We start from the raw sequence: 18,147 nt of genomic DNA on the forward strand, positions 1-18,147 counted from the left end.
GCCGTGCGCCAGATTGATGAAGTTCATGATGCCGAACACCAGCGTCAGCCCCGACGCCATCAGAAACAGCGTCACGCCGAACTGGACGCCGTTGAGAAGCTGCTCCGCAAAGAGCTCGATGGTCATGTCTGCGACGTCTCCGATCAAAATGGCGCCGGCCGGACGGCGAAACGACGACGAGCCGCCGTCGGCCGAGGCGGCTCGCGCCACACGAGAAGGTCGAATGCGGGAGGAGTCGGTCGCCGCCGCGCGTCGGCGGCGGCGGCGACGAGAGCCCGCCTCAGCGCGCCATCTTGCAGATGTCGGCGTAATTGTCCTTCAGATCGTGGACGATCCGCTCGCCGAGCTTGTTGACCACCCGGCCCTTCGCGTCCTTCTCGACCGTGGTCAGATAGTAGTCGAGGATGGGGAAGTGATTGGTGTTGAAGCGGAAGTTGCCACGGATCGAGTCGAACTTCACCGTCTCCAGGGCGCGCGCCAGGGCGGACTTGTCGTCGACGCGCCCGCCGTTGGCGCGAACGGCGGCGTCGAGCATGAGGACGAGGTCGTAGGCGTCGGCGGCATAGGGCGAGGGAATGCGGCCGTGGGCCTTCTCGAACGCGGCGGCGAATTCACGGCTGGCGACGTTGTCGAAATCCTCGCTCCACAGCGTCGCGGTCTTGATGCCGAGGGCGGCGTCGCCCATCGCCGGCAGGATCGACTGATCGACGACGAAGGCCCCGGTGTAGAGCGGGATCTGCGCCTTCAGGCCGGCCTGATCGTACTGCTTGACGAAGTTGATGCCCATGCCGCCCGGATAGAAGAAATAGACCGCGCTCGGCTTCGCGGCGCGCAACTGGGCGATCTCGGCGGCATAGTCGAGCTGGCCGAAGGCGGTGTAGACCTCGCCGAGAACGGCGCCCTTGTAGTATCGCTTGAAGCCGGCGACCATGTCGCGGCCGGCGGGATAGTTCGGGGCGAGGATATAGACGTCCTTGATGCCCTTTTCCTGCATGTAGATGCCGATCGCCTCACTGGTGGTGTCGTTCTGGAACGACGCCGCGAAGAAGCGCGGGTGGCATTGACGACCGGCGTATTGCGAGGGGCCGGCGTTCGCGCTGACGTAGAGGACGCCGGCGTCGAGAGCGGGCTTGGCCGCCGCCAGAAGCACGTTGGAGAAGTTGATGCCGGTCAGGATGTCGACCTTGTCGCTCTCGACCATCTTCTCGGCGTGCTGACGGCCGATGTCGGGCTTGGCCTGATCGTCGGCGTAGAAAGCCTCGACCGGACGGCCGCCGAGGCGCCCCTTCGTCTTCTCCAGACCGAGCTTGAAACCGTCGACCAGTTCCTGGCCGATGCTGGCGGCGGGGCCGGAGAGCGTGGTGACGAAGCCGATCTTGATCGGCGTCTCCTCGGCCGTCGCCGCCGTGACGGCGAAGAGGCCGACGGCCGAGAGCAGTCCGGTGAACCAACGTGACATGTTCTTCCTCCCGAGTTTCCTGAATGTGGCCTTGAACGGCTTCTGATCGGTCTGCGGCGCGACGAGGCGCGAGGCACCCGCATCGTCGAGATCTCCCTTCTCGACGGGACGACGCGGGCTGCCGGCGGCGAAAGCGGTCCACCGGGGATCCCTCCCCCGGGCCGGTCCGACCCTCAGGGGGTCGATCGAACGCGGGTCTCGAGGGTTCCGATCCCTTCGATCGTCGCGGTGATCACGTCGCCGGCGAGGACCTCGCCGACCCCCTCCGGCGTTCCCGTCAGGACGACGTCGCCGGGATGGAGCGTGAAATAGGCCGAAGCCAGGGAAATCAGCTGCGGAATGCCGAGAATGAGATCGCGCGTATTGGTGTGCTGACGCACCTCCCCGTTCACCGCGAGCGTCATCTCGAGGGCGGAGGGGTCGCCGATCTCGTCGGGCGTCACCAGCCAGGGGCCGAGGACCGTGTAGCCGTCCGGCGACTTGCGAAAGCTGCGTTCTTCGGCGCCACGGATGGTCATGTCGAGGCCGATGCAATAGCCGGCCACCACCGAGAGTGCCCCCGATTCCGGGACGAAGCCGCATTCCTTGCCGATGACGACGGCGAGTTCCACCTCGTGGTCGGTGCGCCGATCGACGAAGCGCAGCGGAACGCCCTGCCCCGCCCCCACGACCGAACTCGTCGCCTTCAGAAAGAGGCCCGATTCCCGGATGCTGCGGACATGGACCTTGGGGAAGGTGACCGGATCGGCCGCAGCCTCGTCGAAATGCTTGGTGTAGTTCACCGGCGCGGCGACGATCTTGCCGGGGTTCGCGACCGGCGCCTCCAGCCGGACCGCGCCGACCGGAATGCCGGCGCCGGACGACGCGGCCGCCTCCATCTCCTCGCGGAGCTCGTCGAGCCGGGCGATCAGGAGATCGTGCCGGGGGAGCGGGTAGCCGTGAAGGCCGAGCCGATCCGAGAGGTGGGAGATGTCGTGAACCACCCCGTCCTTCACGATTCCGATCTTCGTCTCGTCGTATCGGCAGATGCGCATCGAAGCGGCTCCCTGGAATGAGTTCGTCGCGAGAGAGCCCCACGGCCGAAACCGCGCGACGGACCCTCCCTTGCTCTTTCCCCCTTCATACGGGTCACCCCTTACTCTGTCAATCGATCCATTGTTGGATTGTTTTCGATTGTCGTCCGTTCGCGACGGCCGGGCGAGACACCACACGGCGAAAGCGAGTGCTTTCTTCATGTCTTCACACGTTTTTGGCGCCCATATCATCGATCCGGCGCCGATATGCCGACATGAGTGGTCAAGCTGTGGCCTTCGAGAAATTTATACCATGTCTATTTGAGATTGCGATCCGATCCCGCCCCATGAGACGCCGTTTTGCTCGTTCTTTTATTCTGATTTCGCAAACTCCACCATGCCTCGAGGTCCGCATTCGAGTCGACCCACACGCTTGACACCTCACAAAAGATCAGTGTACGGATCAAAAAAGGAGATAGAGGAACGATCGCGCTTCTCTGAACGCCGGTGGCGGTCGAAAGGTGCGGTCAAAAGGTCTATCTAACCGATTTTATATGGGATTCGAGGCACTTCCCGACGCGTCGACCAAGCTCGCGTATTTGTCGTGGAGGAGCGACGGCGAGCGGGCGAATGACGGTCGCGCCTCGGAAGATTTCGCGAGCGGGGACGGCTCCCGGGGGTGGTTCCCACCCGGCGTGGAGGCGGCGCGCGACGCACCGACAGAAACGAGAATGCGACTCAGAGGAGAGGTTCGGATGTCCAGAGCGAAGCAGAGCGTGGTGGTGGCGGGTGGCGGCATCGGCGGTCTTTCCGCCGCCCTGGCACTGGCGAAGAAGGGTTACGCGGTGACCGTTCTCGAGCAGGCGCCGCAGTTCGGCGAGATCGGCGCCGGCATCCAGATCGGCCCCAATGCCTTCCACGCCATGGACTGGCTCGGGGTCGGCGACGCCGGGCGCGCCAAGGCGGTCTATGTCGACAAGCTGATCATCATGGACGGCATGTCCGGCGAGGAGATCTCGAATCTCCCGATCGACCAGCCCTTCCGCGATCGTTTCAAGAACCCCTATGCGGTGATCCATCGCGCCGACCTGCACGGCGTGCTCTACGACGGCTGCCGCGCCCATCCCGACGTCACCCTCGTCAACAACGAGCGCGTCGTCGCCTATGAGACCACCGCGACCGGCGCCAAGGTCGTCACCGAGGCCGGCAACACCTATGACGGCGACGCGGTCGTCGGCGCCGACGGCGTCCGTTCCAAGATCCGCGAGCAGATGACGGGCGGGGATGCGCTGAAGCTCTCCGGCCACGTCGCCTATCGGGCGGTGCTGCCGATCGAGGACATGCCGGAGGATCTGCGCTGGAACGCGGTCGCCTTGTGGGCGGGTCCGAAGTGCCACATGGTCCACTATCCGCTCCAGGGCTGGAAGACCTTCAACCTCGTCGCCACCTTCGTCACCGACATCGAGAACGTCGGGTCGAACGAGCCGGGCACGCCGGAAGAAGTGCTCTCGCGCTTCGGCAACGTCGTTCCGCGGGCGCGCAACCTGCTCGAGGTGCCGAAGACCTGGCGGCGCTGGGTGCTCGCCGATCGCGACCCGATCGAGAACTGGACCGACGGCAACGTCGTCCTGCTCGGCGACGCGGCCCATCCGACCCACCAGTATTTCGCGCAAGGGGCGTGCATGGCGCTCGAGGACGCGGTCTGCCTCGGCCATGAGCTCGAGCGTCACGACGGCGACTTGAACGCCGCCTTCCTCGCCTATCAGACCGCGCGGATCCCCCGCGCCTATCGCGTCGTGCTGTCGAGCCGTGAGCTCGGCCGGGTCTATCATGCCCAGGGCGTCGAGCGTCTCGTCCGCAATCAGTGGCTCGGCTCGAAGAGCCCGACCCAGTTCTACGACGGCCTCGAGTGGCTCTACGGCGGCAACGGGCTCACCGTCTGAGGTGACGCGAGGGAGGTGAGGACCCTTCTCCCCCTTGCGGGAGACGGTGCCCCGAAGGGGCGGATGAGGGGATGCGGCGGTTCCGCACGACCATCGTCCGCCGTCCCGCGCCTTCGGCCGCATGCTCAGGTGCCGCTCTCGCGGCGCCCCCTCATCCGGTGCTCGCGCGCCACCTTCTCCCCCGAGGGGAGACGGGACGGCCGGGGCGACCGCTCGCGGAAGACCGAGACCTCCGCCGATCCGCCGGCGGGAACGAACTCATCGGAGGAACCCATGTCCCAGCTCGGCACGCTCGAAGATCTGCCGCTCGACTATCGCCAGGGCCTGACCGCCCGCAATCTGGTGCCGCTGTGGCCGGCGCTGCGCGCCGCCCTGCCCTACGGCATCCCCGCGCGCAAGACCAAGCCGATCCTCTGGCGCTACGAGGAGATCCGCCCGCAGCTGCTCGAAGCCGGGCGTCTCACCCCGATCGAGAAGGCCGAGCGGCGCGTGCTGGTGCTCGCCAACCCCGGTCTCGGCCTCGACAACATGCAGGCGACGCCGTCGATCTACATCGGCATGCAGCTGATCCTGCCGGGCGAGATCGCCCCCAATCATCGCCATTCGCCGTCGGCCGTGCGCTTCGTCATCGAGGGCGAGGGCGGCTTCACCATCGTCGAGGGCGAGAAGTGCCCGATGGAGCCGGGCGACCTGATCCTCACGCCGTCGGGGCTCTGGCACGAGCACGGCCATTCCGGCTCCGGCCCGGTCATCTGGATGGACGCGCTCGACCTGCCGATGGTCTATGCCCTCGAGGCGTCCTATGGGATCGAAGGGAAACCTCAGACGGTGCGCAACGAAGCGGACGGGTCGCAGACTCGCTACCGTCGCTCCGGTCTCGTGCCCTATGCGGCGGTGACGCGGCCGCGCGCGAACTATCCGCTGGTGCGGTTCCCGTGGCGCGAGGTCAAGAGCGCGCTGGCCGATCTCGCCACCGTGACGCCGCGTGGCGAAGCCGTCCGGCTCGCCTATGTGAACCCGGAGACGGGCATGGAATGCATGCCGATCCTCGGCTTCTCGGCGGTCCACCTGCGGCCGGGCGAATCCCTGCGTCTCCCGCGTCATTCCGCGTCGAGCGTGATCAACGTCGTCGATGGTTCGGGCACGGCGAGGATCGACGGGGTCGAGCTTTCCTTCGACCCGTTCGACACGATGGCGGTGCCGACCCACGCCGAGGTCGAGATCGCCAACGCCTCGGCGACAACCCCGGCTCATCTCTTCGTCGTCGACGACGCCCCGATGCAGAGGAAGCTCGGATTCTACGAGATCTTCGGCTGAGGAAGCCCCAGGGTGAGCGGTCGCGTGCCGCTCACACCCCCAATTGGCCGAGCGGCAAGGCGGTCTGATAGCGGACCTGCTTCAGTGCGAAGCTGGACTTGATGCTGGCGACGCCCGGCACCCGCGTCAGATACTGCTTGAGGAACCGCTCGTAGGACGACAGGTCCGGGACCACGACGCGCAGGAGATAATCCGCCTCGCCCGTCATGAGATAGCACTCGAGCACCTCCGGCCATTGCCGAACGGTCGCCTCGAAGACATCCAGCCGGTCCTCGACCTGCCGCTCGAGCGTGACGTTGACGAAGACGTTCACCGGCAGGTTCACGGCGTCGGGGTCGACCAGCGCCACATAGGTGCGGATCACGCCGGCGTCCTCCAGCGCCTTCACCCGCCGAAGGCAGGGCGAGGGAGACAACCCGACCCGGTCGGCCAGTTCATAGTTCGTCATCCGACCATCCTTCTGAAGCAACGCCAGGATGCTGCAATCGATCCGATCGAGCTTGAATTTCGGCATATCGTACTTTCTTTCGCGTCGAGTTGGCATATTCGGTCTCACATAACCCAGTTCGAGACCGACTTTGCAAGAAACTGCCCTCCTGGTCCTGCTAATTTTCGGGACCGGCGAGTCATGATCGGTGAAGAAGATGATCAAGCATCGAACCTCGAATACCTCGGACGACATCACCGCGAAGACGCTTTCTGTCCTGACGGAGTTGGAGCGCAAGGTGCTCTGGCTGGCGTCGTGGACGGTCCACAACGCCAATCATCTTCGCCCCAACGTGGACGGATTGAAGGTCGGCGGGCATCAGGCGTCCTGCGCGTCGATGGCGACGATCATGACGGCGCTCTATTTCGCCGCGCTGCGGCCGCAGGACCGCGTCGCCGTCAAGCCGCATGCCGGCCCGGTCTTCCATGCCATTCAATATCTGCTCGGCAACCAGACCCGCGACAAGCTCGAACGGTTTCGCGGCTACGGCGGCGCGCAGTCCTATCCGTCGCGGACCAAGGACGTCGACGACGTCGACTTCTCGACCGGCTCGGTCGGGTTGGGCGTGGCCCAGACGATCTTCGCCTCGCTGGTCCAGGACTATCTCGCGGCGAAGGACTGGAGCGCGTCGCGGCCCGAGGGACGGATGATCGCCCTGGTCGGCGACGCCGAGATGGACGAGGGCAACATCTTCGAGGCGCTCGTCGAAGGGTGGAAGAATGGCCTGCGCAACACCTGGTGGGTGGTCGACTACAATCGCCAGAGCCTCGACGGGGTGATCCGCGAGGGCCTGTGGGAGCGTTTCGAGGGGATCTTCCGGACCTTCGGTTGGGACGTGGTGATCCTCAAGCACGGCGAGTTGATGAAGGCGGCGTTCCGCGAGCCGGGCGGCGACGCGCTGCGCGACTGGATCGATTCCTGCCCGAACCAGCTCTATTCCGCCCTCACCTTCCAGGGTGGCGCCGCCTGGCGCCGGCGACTCGAGCTCGACCTCGGTCATCTGCCGGAGACGCGCGCGCTGATCGCCTCCCACGACGACGAGCGTCTCGCCCGGCTGATGGGCAATCTCGCCGGCCACGACCTGCCGACCCTGCTCGACGCCTTCGCCGAGGCGGCGACCCACGATCGGCCGGTCTGCTTCATCGCCTATACGATCAAGGGCTTCGGGCTGCCGCTCGCGGGCCACAAGGACAATCATTCCGGGCTCCTCCTCCCCGATCAGATGGAGGCCCTGCGCGCCGCCCACGGGATCCGCCCCGGCCACGAATGGGATCGGTTCGAGGGGCTTCGCGCCGGCGAACGCGATCTCCGGGCCTTCCTCGAGGCGGTGCCCTTCGCCGCGCGCGCCAAGGAGCGCGGGCAGGCGGCGTCGATTCCCGTGCCCGAGGCCCTGCCGGCGCCGGTTCAGAAGACGCTCTCCACTCAGGCGGGGTTCGGCTTGATCCTCAACGAGATCGGCCGCGGCGACACGGCGCTGGCGCAGCGCATCGTCACGACCTCGCCGGACGTCACGGTCTCGACCAATCTCGGGGCCTGGGTCAATCGGCGCGGTCTCTTCGGCGGCGAGGCGATCGCCGATCTCTTCAAGCGGGAGAAGATCCCCTCGACCTACACCTGGGACTTCTCGCCCAAGGGGCAGCACGTCGAGCTGGGCATCGCCGAATCGAACCTCTTCACCCTCCTCTCGGCGCTCGGCCTCTCGCACTCCCTCTTCGGCGAGCGGCTCCTGCCGATCGGCACGCTCTACGATCCCTTCATCTACCGAGGGGCCGACGCGCTCAACTACGCCTGCTACCAGGACGCCCGCTTCCTGCTGGTGGCGACGCCCTCCGGCATCACGCTGGCGCCGGAAGGCGGCGCGCATCAGTCGATCGGGACGCCGCTGATCGGCATGGCGCAGGACGGGCTCGCCTATTTCGAGCCCGCCTTCGTCGACGAATTGGCCGTGGTGATGCGCTGGGCGTTCGAGCACATGCAGCGCGACGGCAAGTCCGGCGGATCGGTCTATCTGCGTCTCTCCTCGCGCGCGATCGAGCAACCCTCGCGCACGCTGAGCGAGGAGACGCGCGCCGACATCGTCGAGGGCGCCTATTGGATGCGGCGGCCGGGTCCGAACGCCGAGGCGGTCGTCGTCTACACGGGCGCGATGGCGCCGGAGGCGATCCGGGCGGTCGGCCTCCTCGGCGAGAGCCGCCGCGACGTCGGCCTGCTCGCCGTGACCTCCCCCGATCGGCTCCACGCGTCGTGGACGGCGGCCCAGGCGGCGCGCGAGAACGGGCGGACGACGACCTCGTCCCACGTCGAGCGGCTGCTCGCCGGCCTGCCCGGCTCCTGCGCCCTGATCACGGTGATCGACGGCCATCCCGCCACCCTCGGCTGGCTCGGATCGGTCCACGGGCACCGGACGCGGGCGCTCGGGGTCGAGCGTTTCGGCCAGACCGGCACGCTCGCCGACCTCCACCGCCACTACGGCATCGACGCGGAGGGGATCATGCGCGCCGTGCAGGCGGCCACACCCGGCCGCCCGCTGCGCCACCTCCACACCTTCGCCCCCTGACCCCACGCGGCGGCGCCGCCGCCGCCCGCTTCCCCGCCCCTTCGGAGAGAGACGACCCATGAAGTCCAGCGCAGGCGGTCCCCTGACCGGATTGAGGGTGTTGGAGATCGGCCATTTCGTCGCCGCTCCGTTCTGCACCCGCCTCCTCGGCGATCTCGGCGCCGACGTCATCAAGATCGAGCCACCGGGCGGGGATCCGGTCCGCCAATGGGGCGCGCAGGTCGACGGACGGTCTCTCTGGTGGTCGATCCACGCCCGCAACAAGCGTTCGGTGGTCATGAATCTGAAGGCGCGGCGGGCGCCCGAGATCATCCTCGGCCTCGCCGCCGGATGCGACGTGGTGGTGGAGAATTTCCGTCCCGGCGGCCTCGAGCGGCTCGGCCTCGGCGACGAAGCCTTCCGCGCGGCGCGGCCGGACCTGATCCTCGCCCACATCTCGGGCTTCGGCCAGGACGGCCCCTATCGCGATCGCGCCGCCTTCGGCGTGATCGGCGAGGCGATGGGCGGCATCCGCCATCTGACCGACCATCCACCCGGCACCTCGGACCTGCCGCCGGTGCGGGTCGGCGTCTCGATCGGCGACAGCCTCGCCGGCCTCTATGCCGCCTTCGGCATCGTCTCGGCCCTGTGGCAGCGCGACCGTCACGGCGGCGACGGCAAGGGGCGCAGCCTCGACGTGGCGCTGACCGATTCGATCCTCAGCCTGATGGAGGGCATGCTGGCGGAATACGGCCGTCTCGGCACGGTGCGCCAGCCGACCGGCTCGGCGATCCCGACCGCAGCCCCGTCCAACGCCTATCCGTCCGCCGACGGCACCTGGATCCTGATCGCGGCCAATTCCGAGCCGCTCTTCGCTCGTCTCTCGCGCCTGATCGGACGCCCGGACCTGACCGAGGATCCCCGCTTCGCGGGCAATCGCGCGCGCGTCGCCCATGCCGAGACGCTCGACGCGATCATCGCGGCCTGGACCCGGCGTCTTCCGGCCGAGGAGGTGACCCGGCGCCTGAACGAGGCGGACATTCCCAACACCCGGGTCTATACCGCCGCCGACTGCGCCGCCGACGTTCAGTTCCGCCATCGCGGCATGGTGCGCGAGGTGGAGGACCCGTTGCTCGGCCGCCTGCTCCATCCGGGCATCGTGCCGCACGTGCCGGAAGGGCCGGGGACGATCCGCTGGACGGGACCGGCCGTCGGCGCCCACACGGACGAGGTACTCCACGAGCTCCTCGGCCTGACGGCGACGGAGATTTCGAGCCTCAGAGACGAAGGAGCGATCGGATGAGCGTGGCAAAGAGCGAACCCGTGACCCTCGTCGAAGTCGGACCGAGGGACGGGTTCCAAGGCATCGGTCCCTTCATCCCGACCGAGACCAAGATCGACTTCCTGAAACGTCTGGCGGCGGCGGGCCTCGAGCGCATCGAGGCCGGCTCCTTCGTCAGCCCGACGGCGCTGCCGCAACTGCGCGACGTCGGCGCGATCGTCGCCGCCTGCCGGGAAATCCCGGGTCTCAAGCCCCAGTTCCTGGTTCCGAACGCGCGCTACGGCGCGACCGCGATCGAGGCGGGGGCCGAGGTGCTCGTCTTCGTCGTCTCGGTGTCGGAGGCGCACAATCGCTCCAACGTGCGGCGGCACCCCTCCGAGTCGGTCGGCGAGTGCGCCCGTCTGATCGCCGCCCGCCCGGCCGGCGTCGAGGTCCGCGTCGACGTGGCGACCGCCTTCGACTGCCCCTTCACCGGGCGCGTGGCCGAGAGCGACGTTCTCGATCTCCTCGACCGCCTCGTCGCCGTCGCGCCCGACGCGGAACTCTGTCTCTGCGACACCACCGGAAAGGCCACGCCCGATCACGTCGCCGCGCTCTTCGCGGCCGCCCGGGAGCGGTTCCCCGAGAAAGATCGATGGGCCTTCCACGCCCACGACACCTATGGCCTCGGCCTCGCCAACATCCACGCGGCCTGGCGCGTCGGCGTCACCATCTTCGACGCCGCCTTCGCCGGGCTCGGTGGCTGTCCCTTCGCGCCGGGCGCGACCGGCAACGTCGCGACCGAGGACGTCGTCTGGATGTTCCGGCAGATGGGCGTCGAGACCGGCGTCGACCTCGACGCGCTTCTGAGCGTCGCCCGTGACGGCGCCCTCCTCCCCGGCGGGACGCCCGGCGGGCGCATCCGCGACGCGCTCGGCGATCGCGGGTCCCCGACCTGCGGCGCGTGAGGGATCGTCGATCGGACGCGGCGACGGGCCTCAGGTGAAGAGGCTCATCCGCTCCAGGACGTCGTCGCGGCGCAGCATCCTGCGGATCACGCGGTCGCGCGACTGCTTGATGTGCTCGATGACGGCCCGCCGCGCCGCCGCGCCGTCGCGTTTGGCGAGCGCCTCGATGATCTCGTCGTGATCATGGGTGAGATTGCCGTCTTCCGCTTCGGTCAGGTCGGTGAAGAGGACGCGTTGGATCTCGTCGAAGGTCTGTTTCGTCGCCTTGACGATGCGACCGTTCTCGGAGGCCGAGGCGATCAGTTCGTGGAAGGACTGATTGGACTGCATGAACACGCGATAGCTGGTCTTGTCGCCGACGACGAGCGTGGCGGAGGAGAGGCGGCGCATCTCCAGAACGTGCTCGTCGCGGATGTGCGGGGCCGCCAGTTCGGCGGCGGCCCCCTCGACGATCATCCGCATCTGAACGAGTTCGTGGAAGTCGCGCAGGGTGAGCTCGGTGACGGAATAGCCCCGTCGCGGAATGACCTTGACCAGACCGTCCTGCCGCAGTCGCGTCAGCGCCTCGCGCAAGGGGGAGGTGCTCACCTTGTAGCGCGCCATCAGGTCGGCCTCGTTGAACACCCGGCCCTGCGGGATCTCGCCGAGCACGATCGCGACGCGGAGATCCTCGTAGACCCTCTCGCCCAACGACATCCGATCCGTGGAACTCTCTCTGGTCATCGGGACTTCAGACTCCGGTTTTCCGAGCGGTTCGCGGCCGCCGGGGGGCCGGCGACCGCAAGGAACGGCGATCAGATTAGACGGCGGAGAGATCGCGCCGCCAGCTAAACCGTACCGGGCGCGAAGAAGCGCCGCGTGATCAGGATGCGGAGAGCGGCGATCGCCGCGACGGCGCCCACCACGACGAGGCCGGCGGTGATGTCGCCGGTGCGCGTGGCGGCGACGCCGAGGGCGTAGGGAGCGAGAAAACCACCGAGGTTTCCGAACGAGTTGATGATGGCGATGCCGCCCGCCGCGGCGGTCCCGACGAACAGGCGATTGGGGAGCTGCCAGAAGATCGGGACGGTGGAATAGGCGGCGGCGAGCGCGAAGGCGAAGGCCACGACGGTGATCTCCAGCGAGCGATGGAGGGCACCGGCGACGACGCAGAACGCGAGCCCCGCGATCACGAGGAGGACGACGCCGAGGATCAACGGCCGCCCGGTGCGATCGGCGACGAAGCCGTTCAGGATCATGCCGGCCGAGCCGAGCAACGACGCGCCGGAGATGATCCAGCCGATCGTCGAAATGCCGGTGATGCCGGCCGTCCTGATGATCGTCGGCCCCCAGAAGGCGACCGTCGCATTGGTGATCACGATGCAGAAATAGATGAAGGTGAAGAGCCACAGGCGGCGATCGCGCAGCGCCGACATCAGGTCGTGCTCCCGGTCGCCGAGCCGGGCGCGATCGCGCTCGAGGTCGTCGGCGACGATCTCGCGCTCGCGCTGCGTCAACCAATGGGCCTCGTCGAGCCGATTGGTCAGGTAGAACAGGCTGAACAGACCGATCAGCGCGGTCGGAATGCCTTCGACGATGAAGAGCCATTTCCAGCCCGACAGGCCGAGCCAAGTGTGCATCTCGCTCATGATGACGCCGGCGATCGGCCCGCCGAGGACGCCGGAGAGCGCCACCGAGGACATGAAGATGCCGAAGACCTTGGCGCGGCGATCGCTCGGGAACCACAGCGTCAGATAGAGGATGACGCCGGGAAAGAAGCCCGCCTCGAAGGAACCGAGCACGAAGCGCAGCAGATAGAACATCGTCGGGGTCGTGGCCACCGACATCAGCGCGCAGGTCACCCCCCAGCCGATCGCGATCCGCGCGATCGTGCCGCGCGCGCCGATCTTCTGGAGAAGAAGATTGCTCGGCACTTCGAACACGAGATAGCCGAGAAAGAAGATCCCCGCGCCGAGGCCGTAGACCGCCTCGCTGAACTTCAGCTCGTCCATCATCTGGAGCTTGGCGAAGCTGATGTTGACGCGGTCGACCCAGGCCATGACCCACAAGAGCATCAGGAGCGGGATGAGCCGAAAGGCGATTTTTCGGTAGATCGGGCCTGGATCACTGGTCGCGTCGACGGTCGCCGACGCCGCAATGCTGCTCATGTTTCGAACCTCCCGGATTCTGCGGATGAAGAGGCGCGTCTGCGCTCCACTCATAAGGCATCAAAAAAACTTTTATTGTCAACCAGGCTCCGTTCGAGCTCGACCTGAAATCCTGCATCCGCGGCACTCGATCGCCATCTTGTCGAAAATTCCGCGATTTCGCATTGACTCGCATCCCGATTCTCCGCATTTCATGATGCATCAAAAAAACATGGAGATGGGAATGCCTCACCACCCGGTTCTCGCCGCCGCAGGCGACATCGTGATCCGTCACAGGTTGTTCGACGATCGGGGGCCGGTCGACCCGGCGTACGAGCGCACGCTCGACTATCTCCGGCGGGACGCTCTGGTGTGGGGATCCTGCGAGGTTCAGTTCGGCCGGACCGGCTACCGGACCGACTCGCCGATCGCCTATCTCGCCGATCCCGCGATCGCCGTCGACCTCGGGCGCTGCGGTTTCGGCATCATGACGGTCGCGACCAACCACACCTGCGACTTCGGCCCGGAGGTCTTCCTCGAGACGATCGGCGGGCTCGAGGCCGCGGGGGTCGTCACCGTCGGCGGCGGCCGCACGATCGACGAGGCGCTGGCGCCGAAGATCGTCGAGATCGAGGGGCTTCGCGTCGGCTTTCTCGCCGTTTCCTGCCTCCTGCCGCCGGGCTATGCGGCGACGGACACCCGGCCCGGCGTCGCGCCGCTCGAGGTCGATCAGTGGGTGGACCTCCATCCCATCATGCTGGCGACGGAGCCCGGGGCACCGCTGAAGGTGCGCAGCAAGGTGCGCCCGGCCGCCCTCGACCGGCTCACCGACGCGGTTCGCGCGCTGCGGCCCCTCGTCGACACGGTCGTCGTCAGCGTCCACTGGGGCTACGGGGACGGCGATCCCCTGGCCGAATATCAACGCCCGCTCGGTCATGCGCTGATCGAGGCCGGCGCCGACATGGTGCTCGGCAATCACTCGCACAGCCCCGCCGGCGTCGAGACCCATCTCGGCAAGCCGATCCTCTACAGCCTCGGCAATCACATCGCCCAACAGGACCGGGCGAACGCCGATCCGCTGCAGAAGGCGATCTTCGCACAGATCGACCCGTGGTCCCTCGTCTGCCGGATCGAGCTCGAGAAGGGCGGCGTACGGTCGATCGAGTTCCGCGCGACCGAATGCGACGCCGCCGGTCTGCCCATCCTGGTCGACGACGCCGCCGCGGCCCGTGTCGTCCTGGAGCGGTTCGGGCGGCTGTCGCGGACCATGGGAACCGAGGTGGCGATCGACGATGCCCGGGCGGTCGCTCACTTCGGCGAGACGGCGCGTGTCGCGGCCGGGTCGTGAGACGGCCGGCTCCCTTCCCCGGCGAACCATGAGTGGCGGCTGAACCATGTCCAAGCGCATTCTCGTCGTCTCGCTCGGCGGGACCATTTCCATGACGGCGACCGAGGCCGGCCTCGCGCCCAGTCTCGACGCCGAGGATCTGCTCCGGCGGATCCCCGAGGGCGCGGTGCCGGTGACGGTCGAGGACTGGTCGCCGATGAAGGTGCCGAGCGCCTCGCTGACCCTCTCCGACGTCGTCCGGGTCGCCGACGAACTCCGCCGCCGGTTCGGCGACGGCTGCGACGGGGCCGTGGTCGTCCAGGGGACGGACACGATCGAGGAGTCGGCCTTTCTCCTCGATCTCCTCGTTCCCGAGGATCGGCCGGTCGTCGTGACGGGGGCGATGCGAGGTCCCGACTGTCTCGGCGCCGACGGGCTCGCCAATCTCGCCGACGCCCTGCTGGTCGCGGCGGCGCCGTCGAGCCGGGGCCGGGGGACGCTGGTCGTCTTCGCCGGAGAGATCCACGCCGCCGAGGCGGTCCGCAAGACGCACACGCTGCGTTCGACCGCCTTCGTTTCGCGCCGGGGGCCCGTGCTCGGAGAGATCGTCGAGGGTGCCGTTCGTTTCCTCGTCCCGGCCGGACGCGCCGCCGCGATGCCGCCGATCGATCCCTCCCGCGCCATGCCGGTGGCGCTCGTCCGCTTCGCCCTCGACGCCGACGACCGGATGCTGAGGGCCCTGCCGGATCTCGGCTATCGCGGGCTGGTGATCGAGGGCGCGGGCGGCGGCCATGTCGCGGCCGGATGGATGCCGGCGATCCGCGATCTCGTTCGCGCCATGCCGGTGGTCCTGGCGAGCCGCTGCGCGGAGGGGCCGGTTCTGAGCCGCACCTACGGCTATCGCGGCTCGGAGGTCGATCTTCTCGCCGCCGGTGTCCTCGGCGCGGGGGATCTCGGCGGGCTCGAGGCGCGACTGCTGCTGACCCTCCTCCTGATGGCGGGCGGCACGAAGGACGAGGTCGAAGCCGAATTTCGGGCGCGCGTCGGCGCGGCCCATTTCAACCGAGGGGCAAAATCGTGAATCTCGAAGACGAAACGACGCGTGAGGAGCACGACACGCTCGGCCGGATCCGCGTGCCGGCGGACGCGCTCTACGGGGCGCAGACGGCGCGGGCGCTCGCCAATTTCGACGCCTCGCGCATTCCGATCGGACATTTCCCCGACTTCGTCCGCGCGCTGGCGCTGGTCAAGAAGGCGGCGGCACGGGCCAACCGGCGTCTCGGCCGTCTGCCGGAGGCGCTCGCGGCGCCGATCGAGGCGGCTTGCGACGACGTCGCCTCCGGTCGGCATCGCGACGCCTTTCCGGTCGACGTCCTTCAGGGCGGCGCCGGCACCTCCTCGAACATGAACATGAACGAGGTCGTGGCCAATCTCGCGGCGGACCGGCTGGGCTCTCCGCGTGGACGCTACGAGACGATCCATCCCAACGACCACGTCAACCTCTCCCAATCCACCAACGACGTCTATCCGACCGCCCTGCGGATCGCGATCCTGATCGGGAACGAGCGGCTGCGCGACGCGCTCGCTCTCCTCGCCGAAGAGATCGAGAGCCGCGCCCGCGCCTTCGCCGAAGTGCGCAAGCTCGGCCGAACCCAGCTCCAGGACGCGGTCGCGATGACCGTCGGGCAGGAGTTCCGCGCCTTCGCCGTCACCCTGCGGGAGGACGTGGCGCGGCTCGCGGAGGTCGGGGCGCTGCTGCGCGAGGTCAATCTCGGCGGCACCGCGATCGGAACCGGCGTCAACGCGCCGGAGGCGTTCGGCCGCATCGTGGTCGCCGAACTCGCCGAACTCACCGGCCTCCCCCTCGTCCCGGCGCAGGACCTCGTCGAGGCCTCCTGGGACACCGGCGGCATCGTCCTCTATTCGGGCATGTTGAAGCGGACGGCGATCAAGCTGTCGAAGATCGCCAACGACCTCCGTCTCCTGTCGAGCGGGCCGCGCGGCGGGCTCGGCGAGATCCTGCTCCCGCCGATGCAGCCGGGGTCGTCGATCATGCCGGGCAAGGTCAATCCGGTCGTCCCGGAGATGGTGAACCAGATCGCGTTTCAGGTGATCGGCTCGGATCTCGTGGTGTCCCTGGCCTCCGAGGCGGCGCAGCTCCAGCTGAACGCGATGGAGCCGGTGATGATGTACAACGTGCTCACCTCCATCGACCTCCTGTCGCGTGGAAGCCGCGCGCTCGCCGAGAAGTGCATTCGCGGCATCGCCGTCGATGCCGAGGCCTGCGCCCGTCACCTCGACCGCAGCACAGCCGCCGCGACCGAGCTCGTTCCCCGTCTCGGATACGCCAAGGCGGCGGCGATCGCCCGGCGCGCGCTCGCGACCGGCAAGACCGTCGCCGAGGCTCTGGAGGAGTGCGAGGGATGACGGCGACGAAGGACGACGTCGGGCTCGCCACCGAATGGCGGCGGCGCCTGCACGCCAACCCCGAACTTCTCTACGACCTGCCGGCGACGACGGGCTTCGTCGTCGATCGGCTCCGCGAGATCGGCGTCGACGCCATCGAGACCGGGATCGGCCGCTGCGGCATCGTCGCCTCGATCCACGGGCGCGGGCGATCCGACCGGACCGTGGCGCTGCGCGCGGACATGGACGCCCTGCCGATCGGCGAGCGGACCGACCTTCCCTATGCCTCCCGCGCCGCCGGACGGATGCATGCCTGCGGCCACGACGGACACGTCGCGATGGTGCTCGGCGCCGCCCGGCGCCTCGCCGCCTCCCGCGACTTTCCCGGCACGATCGCGCTCGTGTTCCAACCCGCCGAGGAGGGCGGCGCCGGGGCGAAGGCGATGATCGACGACGGCGTCCTGGAGCGGTTCGGCATCGCCGAGATCTACGGCCTCCATGCGATGCCGGGTCTGCCGATCGGGCATTTCGCCACCCGCGCCGGCGCGCTGATGGCCTCCTCGGATCTGGTCGAGATCACCCTGACCGGACGCGGCGGCCATGCCGGCACGCCCCATCTCGCCGACGACGTGGTGCTGGCCGGGGCGGCCGCCGTCCAGGCGGTGCAGCGGATCGCGGCGCGCGTGATCGACCCGCTCGAGCCGGCGGTCGTCTCCCTCACCTGCTTCCATGCGGGCGAACGGGAGAACGTCATGCCGGCCCGCGCGACGATCCGGGGCACCGTCCGCACGCTCGCCGAGGCCACGCGCGGGCGGATCGAGACGGAGATCGAGCGCACCGTGACCGCGATCGCGGCGGGGTTCGGCGTCACGGCGGAGGTCCGTTCCACGCGCGAATATCCGGCGACCGTCAACGACGCCGGCCGCGCCGCCTTCGCCGTCGAGGTCGCCGCATCGATCGTCGGGGCGCGGGCGGTCGACGGATCGACCCGGCCGATGCTCGGGTCGGAGGACTTCGCCTATTTCCTGGCGGAGCGTCCCGGCGCCTTCGTCTTCATCGGAAACGGCGCCAGCGCGCCGCTCCATTCGCCCGCGTTCGACTTCGCCGACGCGGCGATCGGCCATGGCATCGCGTTCCTGTGCCGGTTGGCCGTCGCGGCGTCCGAGCGGCTCCACCCGCTCGCCTAGATCCCCCCGACACCGGCGGCCCCGAGGGCCGCCTCCCCCCGCGTCGGCCGCTCGCCGCCGGCCGGGCGACAGCCGAGACCATCGCGGGCGGACGCCTTCGTCGCGCCGCGCCGAAAG

Annotated in this window: 15 protein-coding genes and 1 pseudogene; 9 read left to right on the forward strand and 7 right to left on the reverse strand. The window is 68.3% G+C overall.

Annotation, left to right across the window (positions count from 1 at the left end):
* From J3S89_RS23090 to J3S89_RS07380, 3 genes and pseudogenes are all read right to left on the reverse strand, one after another.
* A pseudogene (locus tag J3S89_RS23090) lies at nucleotides 1-126 on the reverse strand (branched-chain amino acid ABC transporter permease); the annotation flags it as partial.
* A gap of 154 nt (nucleotides 127-280) precedes the next feature.
* The gene (locus J3S89_RS07375; protein ID WP_217926853.1) at nucleotides 281-1,459 is read right to left on the reverse strand and encodes an ABC transporter substrate-binding protein; all 1,179 of its coding nucleotides are present in this window, start codon (nucleotides 1,457-1,459) and stop codon (nucleotides 281-283) included.
* A gap of 173 nt (nucleotides 1,460-1,632) precedes the next feature.
* Nucleotides 1,633-2,493, reverse strand: a complete 861-nt coding sequence (locus tag J3S89_RS07380; RefSeq protein WP_217926854.1) for a fumarylacetoacetate hydrolase family protein — start codon at nucleotides 2,491-2,493, stop codon at nucleotides 1,633-1,635.
* Between the two features lie 734 nt (nucleotides 2,494-3,227).
* On the opposite strand from J3S89_RS07380, the gene J3S89_RS07385 reads away from it, so the two are divergent.
* Nucleotides 3,228-4,415 (forward strand): 3-hydroxybenzoate 6-monooxygenase, encoded by a 1,188-nt coding sequence (locus tag J3S89_RS07385; RefSeq protein ID WP_217926855.1) that lies wholly within the window; start codon nucleotides 3,228-3,230, stop codon nucleotides 4,413-4,415.
* A 125-nt stretch (nucleotides 4,416-4,540) separates the two neighbouring features.
* Here J3S89_RS07385 and J3S89_RS07390 read toward each other — a convergent pair whose 3' ends face one another.
* The gene (locus J3S89_RS07390) at nucleotides 4,541-4,690 is read right to left on the reverse strand and encodes a hypothetical protein (protein WP_217926856.1); all 150 of its coding nucleotides are present in this window, start codon (nucleotides 4,688-4,690) and stop codon (nucleotides 4,541-4,543) included.
* Between J3S89_RS07390 and J3S89_RS07395 the strand changes: the two genes are divergently transcribed.
* Nucleotides 4,689-5,732, forward strand: a complete 1,044-nt coding sequence (locus J3S89_RS07395) for a cupin domain-containing protein (protein WP_217926857.1) — start codon at nucleotides 4,689-4,691, stop codon at nucleotides 5,730-5,732. The genes J3S89_RS07390 and J3S89_RS07395 overlap by 2 nt on opposite strands.
* 31 nt (nucleotides 5,733-5,763) lie before the next feature.
* On the opposite strand, the gene J3S89_RS07400 is transcribed toward J3S89_RS07395, so the two are convergent.
* On the reverse strand, nucleotides 5,764-6,246 hold the full coding sequence (locus tag J3S89_RS07400) for an Lrp/AsnC family transcriptional regulator (RefSeq protein WP_217926858.1): 483 nt from the start codon (nucleotides 6,244-6,246) through the stop codon (nucleotides 5,764-5,766).
* Between the two features lie 130 nt (nucleotides 6,247-6,376).
* Here J3S89_RS07400 and J3S89_RS07405 point away from each other — a divergent pair, with 130 nt between their 5' ends.
* The 3 genes from J3S89_RS07405 to J3S89_RS07415 are packed head-to-tail and all read left to right on the forward strand — an operon-like array spanning nucleotide 6,377 to nucleotide 10,984.
* Nucleotides 6,377-8,776: a transketolase gene (locus J3S89_RS07405; RefSeq protein ID WP_217926859.1), complete on the forward strand. Its 2,400-nt coding sequence runs from the start codon at nucleotides 6,377-6,379 to the stop codon at nucleotides 8,774-8,776.
* Nucleotides 8,777-8,834: 58 nt separating this feature from the next.
* Nucleotides 8,835-10,058: a CaiB/BaiF CoA transferase family protein gene (locus tag J3S89_RS07410; RefSeq protein ID WP_217926860.1), complete on the forward strand. Its 1,224-nt coding sequence runs from the start codon at nucleotides 8,835-8,837 to the stop codon at nucleotides 10,056-10,058.
* 20 nt (nucleotides 10,059-10,078) lie between these two features.
* Nucleotides 10,079-10,984 carry a hydroxymethylglutaryl-CoA lyase gene (locus tag J3S89_RS07415; protein ID WP_230489081.1) on the forward strand — a complete coding sequence of 302 codons (906 nt, stop codon included), beginning with the start codon at nucleotides 10,079-10,081 and terminating at the stop codon, nucleotides 10,982-10,984.
* A gap of 30 nt (nucleotides 10,985-11,014) precedes the next feature.
* Here the strand turns inward: J3S89_RS07415 and J3S89_RS07420 are convergent, their stop codons facing one another.
* Nucleotides 11,015-11,707, reverse strand: a complete 693-nt coding sequence (locus tag J3S89_RS07420) for a GntR family transcriptional regulator (protein WP_217926862.1) — start codon at nucleotides 11,705-11,707, stop codon at nucleotides 11,015-11,017.
* Nucleotides 11,708-11,811: 104 nt separating this feature from the next.
* Nucleotides 11,812-13,131 carry an MFS transporter gene (locus tag J3S89_RS07425; RefSeq protein ID WP_217926863.1) on the reverse strand — a complete coding sequence of 440 codons (1,320 nt, stop codon included), beginning with the start codon at nucleotides 13,129-13,131 and terminating at the stop codon, nucleotides 11,812-11,814.
* A 223-nt stretch (nucleotides 13,132-13,354) separates the two neighbouring features.
* Between J3S89_RS07425 and J3S89_RS07430 the strand changes: the two genes are divergently transcribed.
* The 4 genes from J3S89_RS07430 to J3S89_RS07445 are packed head-to-tail and all read left to right on the forward strand — an operon-like array spanning nucleotide 13,355 to nucleotide 18,030.
* The gene (locus J3S89_RS07430) at nucleotides 13,355-14,458 is read left to right on the forward strand and encodes a CapA family protein (protein ID WP_217926864.1); all 1,104 of its coding nucleotides are present in this window, start codon (nucleotides 13,355-13,357) and stop codon (nucleotides 14,456-14,458) included.
* Between the two features lie 46 nt (nucleotides 14,459-14,504).
* Nucleotides 14,505-15,518 (forward strand): asparaginase, encoded by a 1,014-nt coding sequence (locus J3S89_RS07435; protein WP_217926865.1) that lies wholly within the window; start codon nucleotides 14,505-14,507, stop codon nucleotides 15,516-15,518.
* Nucleotides 15,515-16,864, forward strand: a complete 1,350-nt coding sequence (locus tag J3S89_RS07440; protein WP_230489082.1) for an aspartate ammonia-lyase — start codon at nucleotides 15,515-15,517, stop codon at nucleotides 16,862-16,864. Before J3S89_RS07435 ends, J3S89_RS07440 begins: the two co-directional genes overlap by 4 nt.
* Entirely contained in the window at nucleotides 16,861-18,030 is a 1,170-nt protein-coding gene (locus tag J3S89_RS07445) for an amidohydrolase (protein WP_217926866.1), read from the forward strand. Before J3S89_RS07440 ends, J3S89_RS07445 begins: the two co-directional genes overlap by 4 nt.
* Nucleotides 18,031-18,147 lie beyond the last annotated feature (117 nt).

Origin of the sequence: Pinisolibacter aquiterrae (assembly GCF_019160155.1) — a bacterium.
GTDB lineage: Bacteria > Pseudomonadota > Alphaproteobacteria > Rhizobiales > Ancalomicrobiaceae > Pinisolibacter > Pinisolibacter aquiterrae.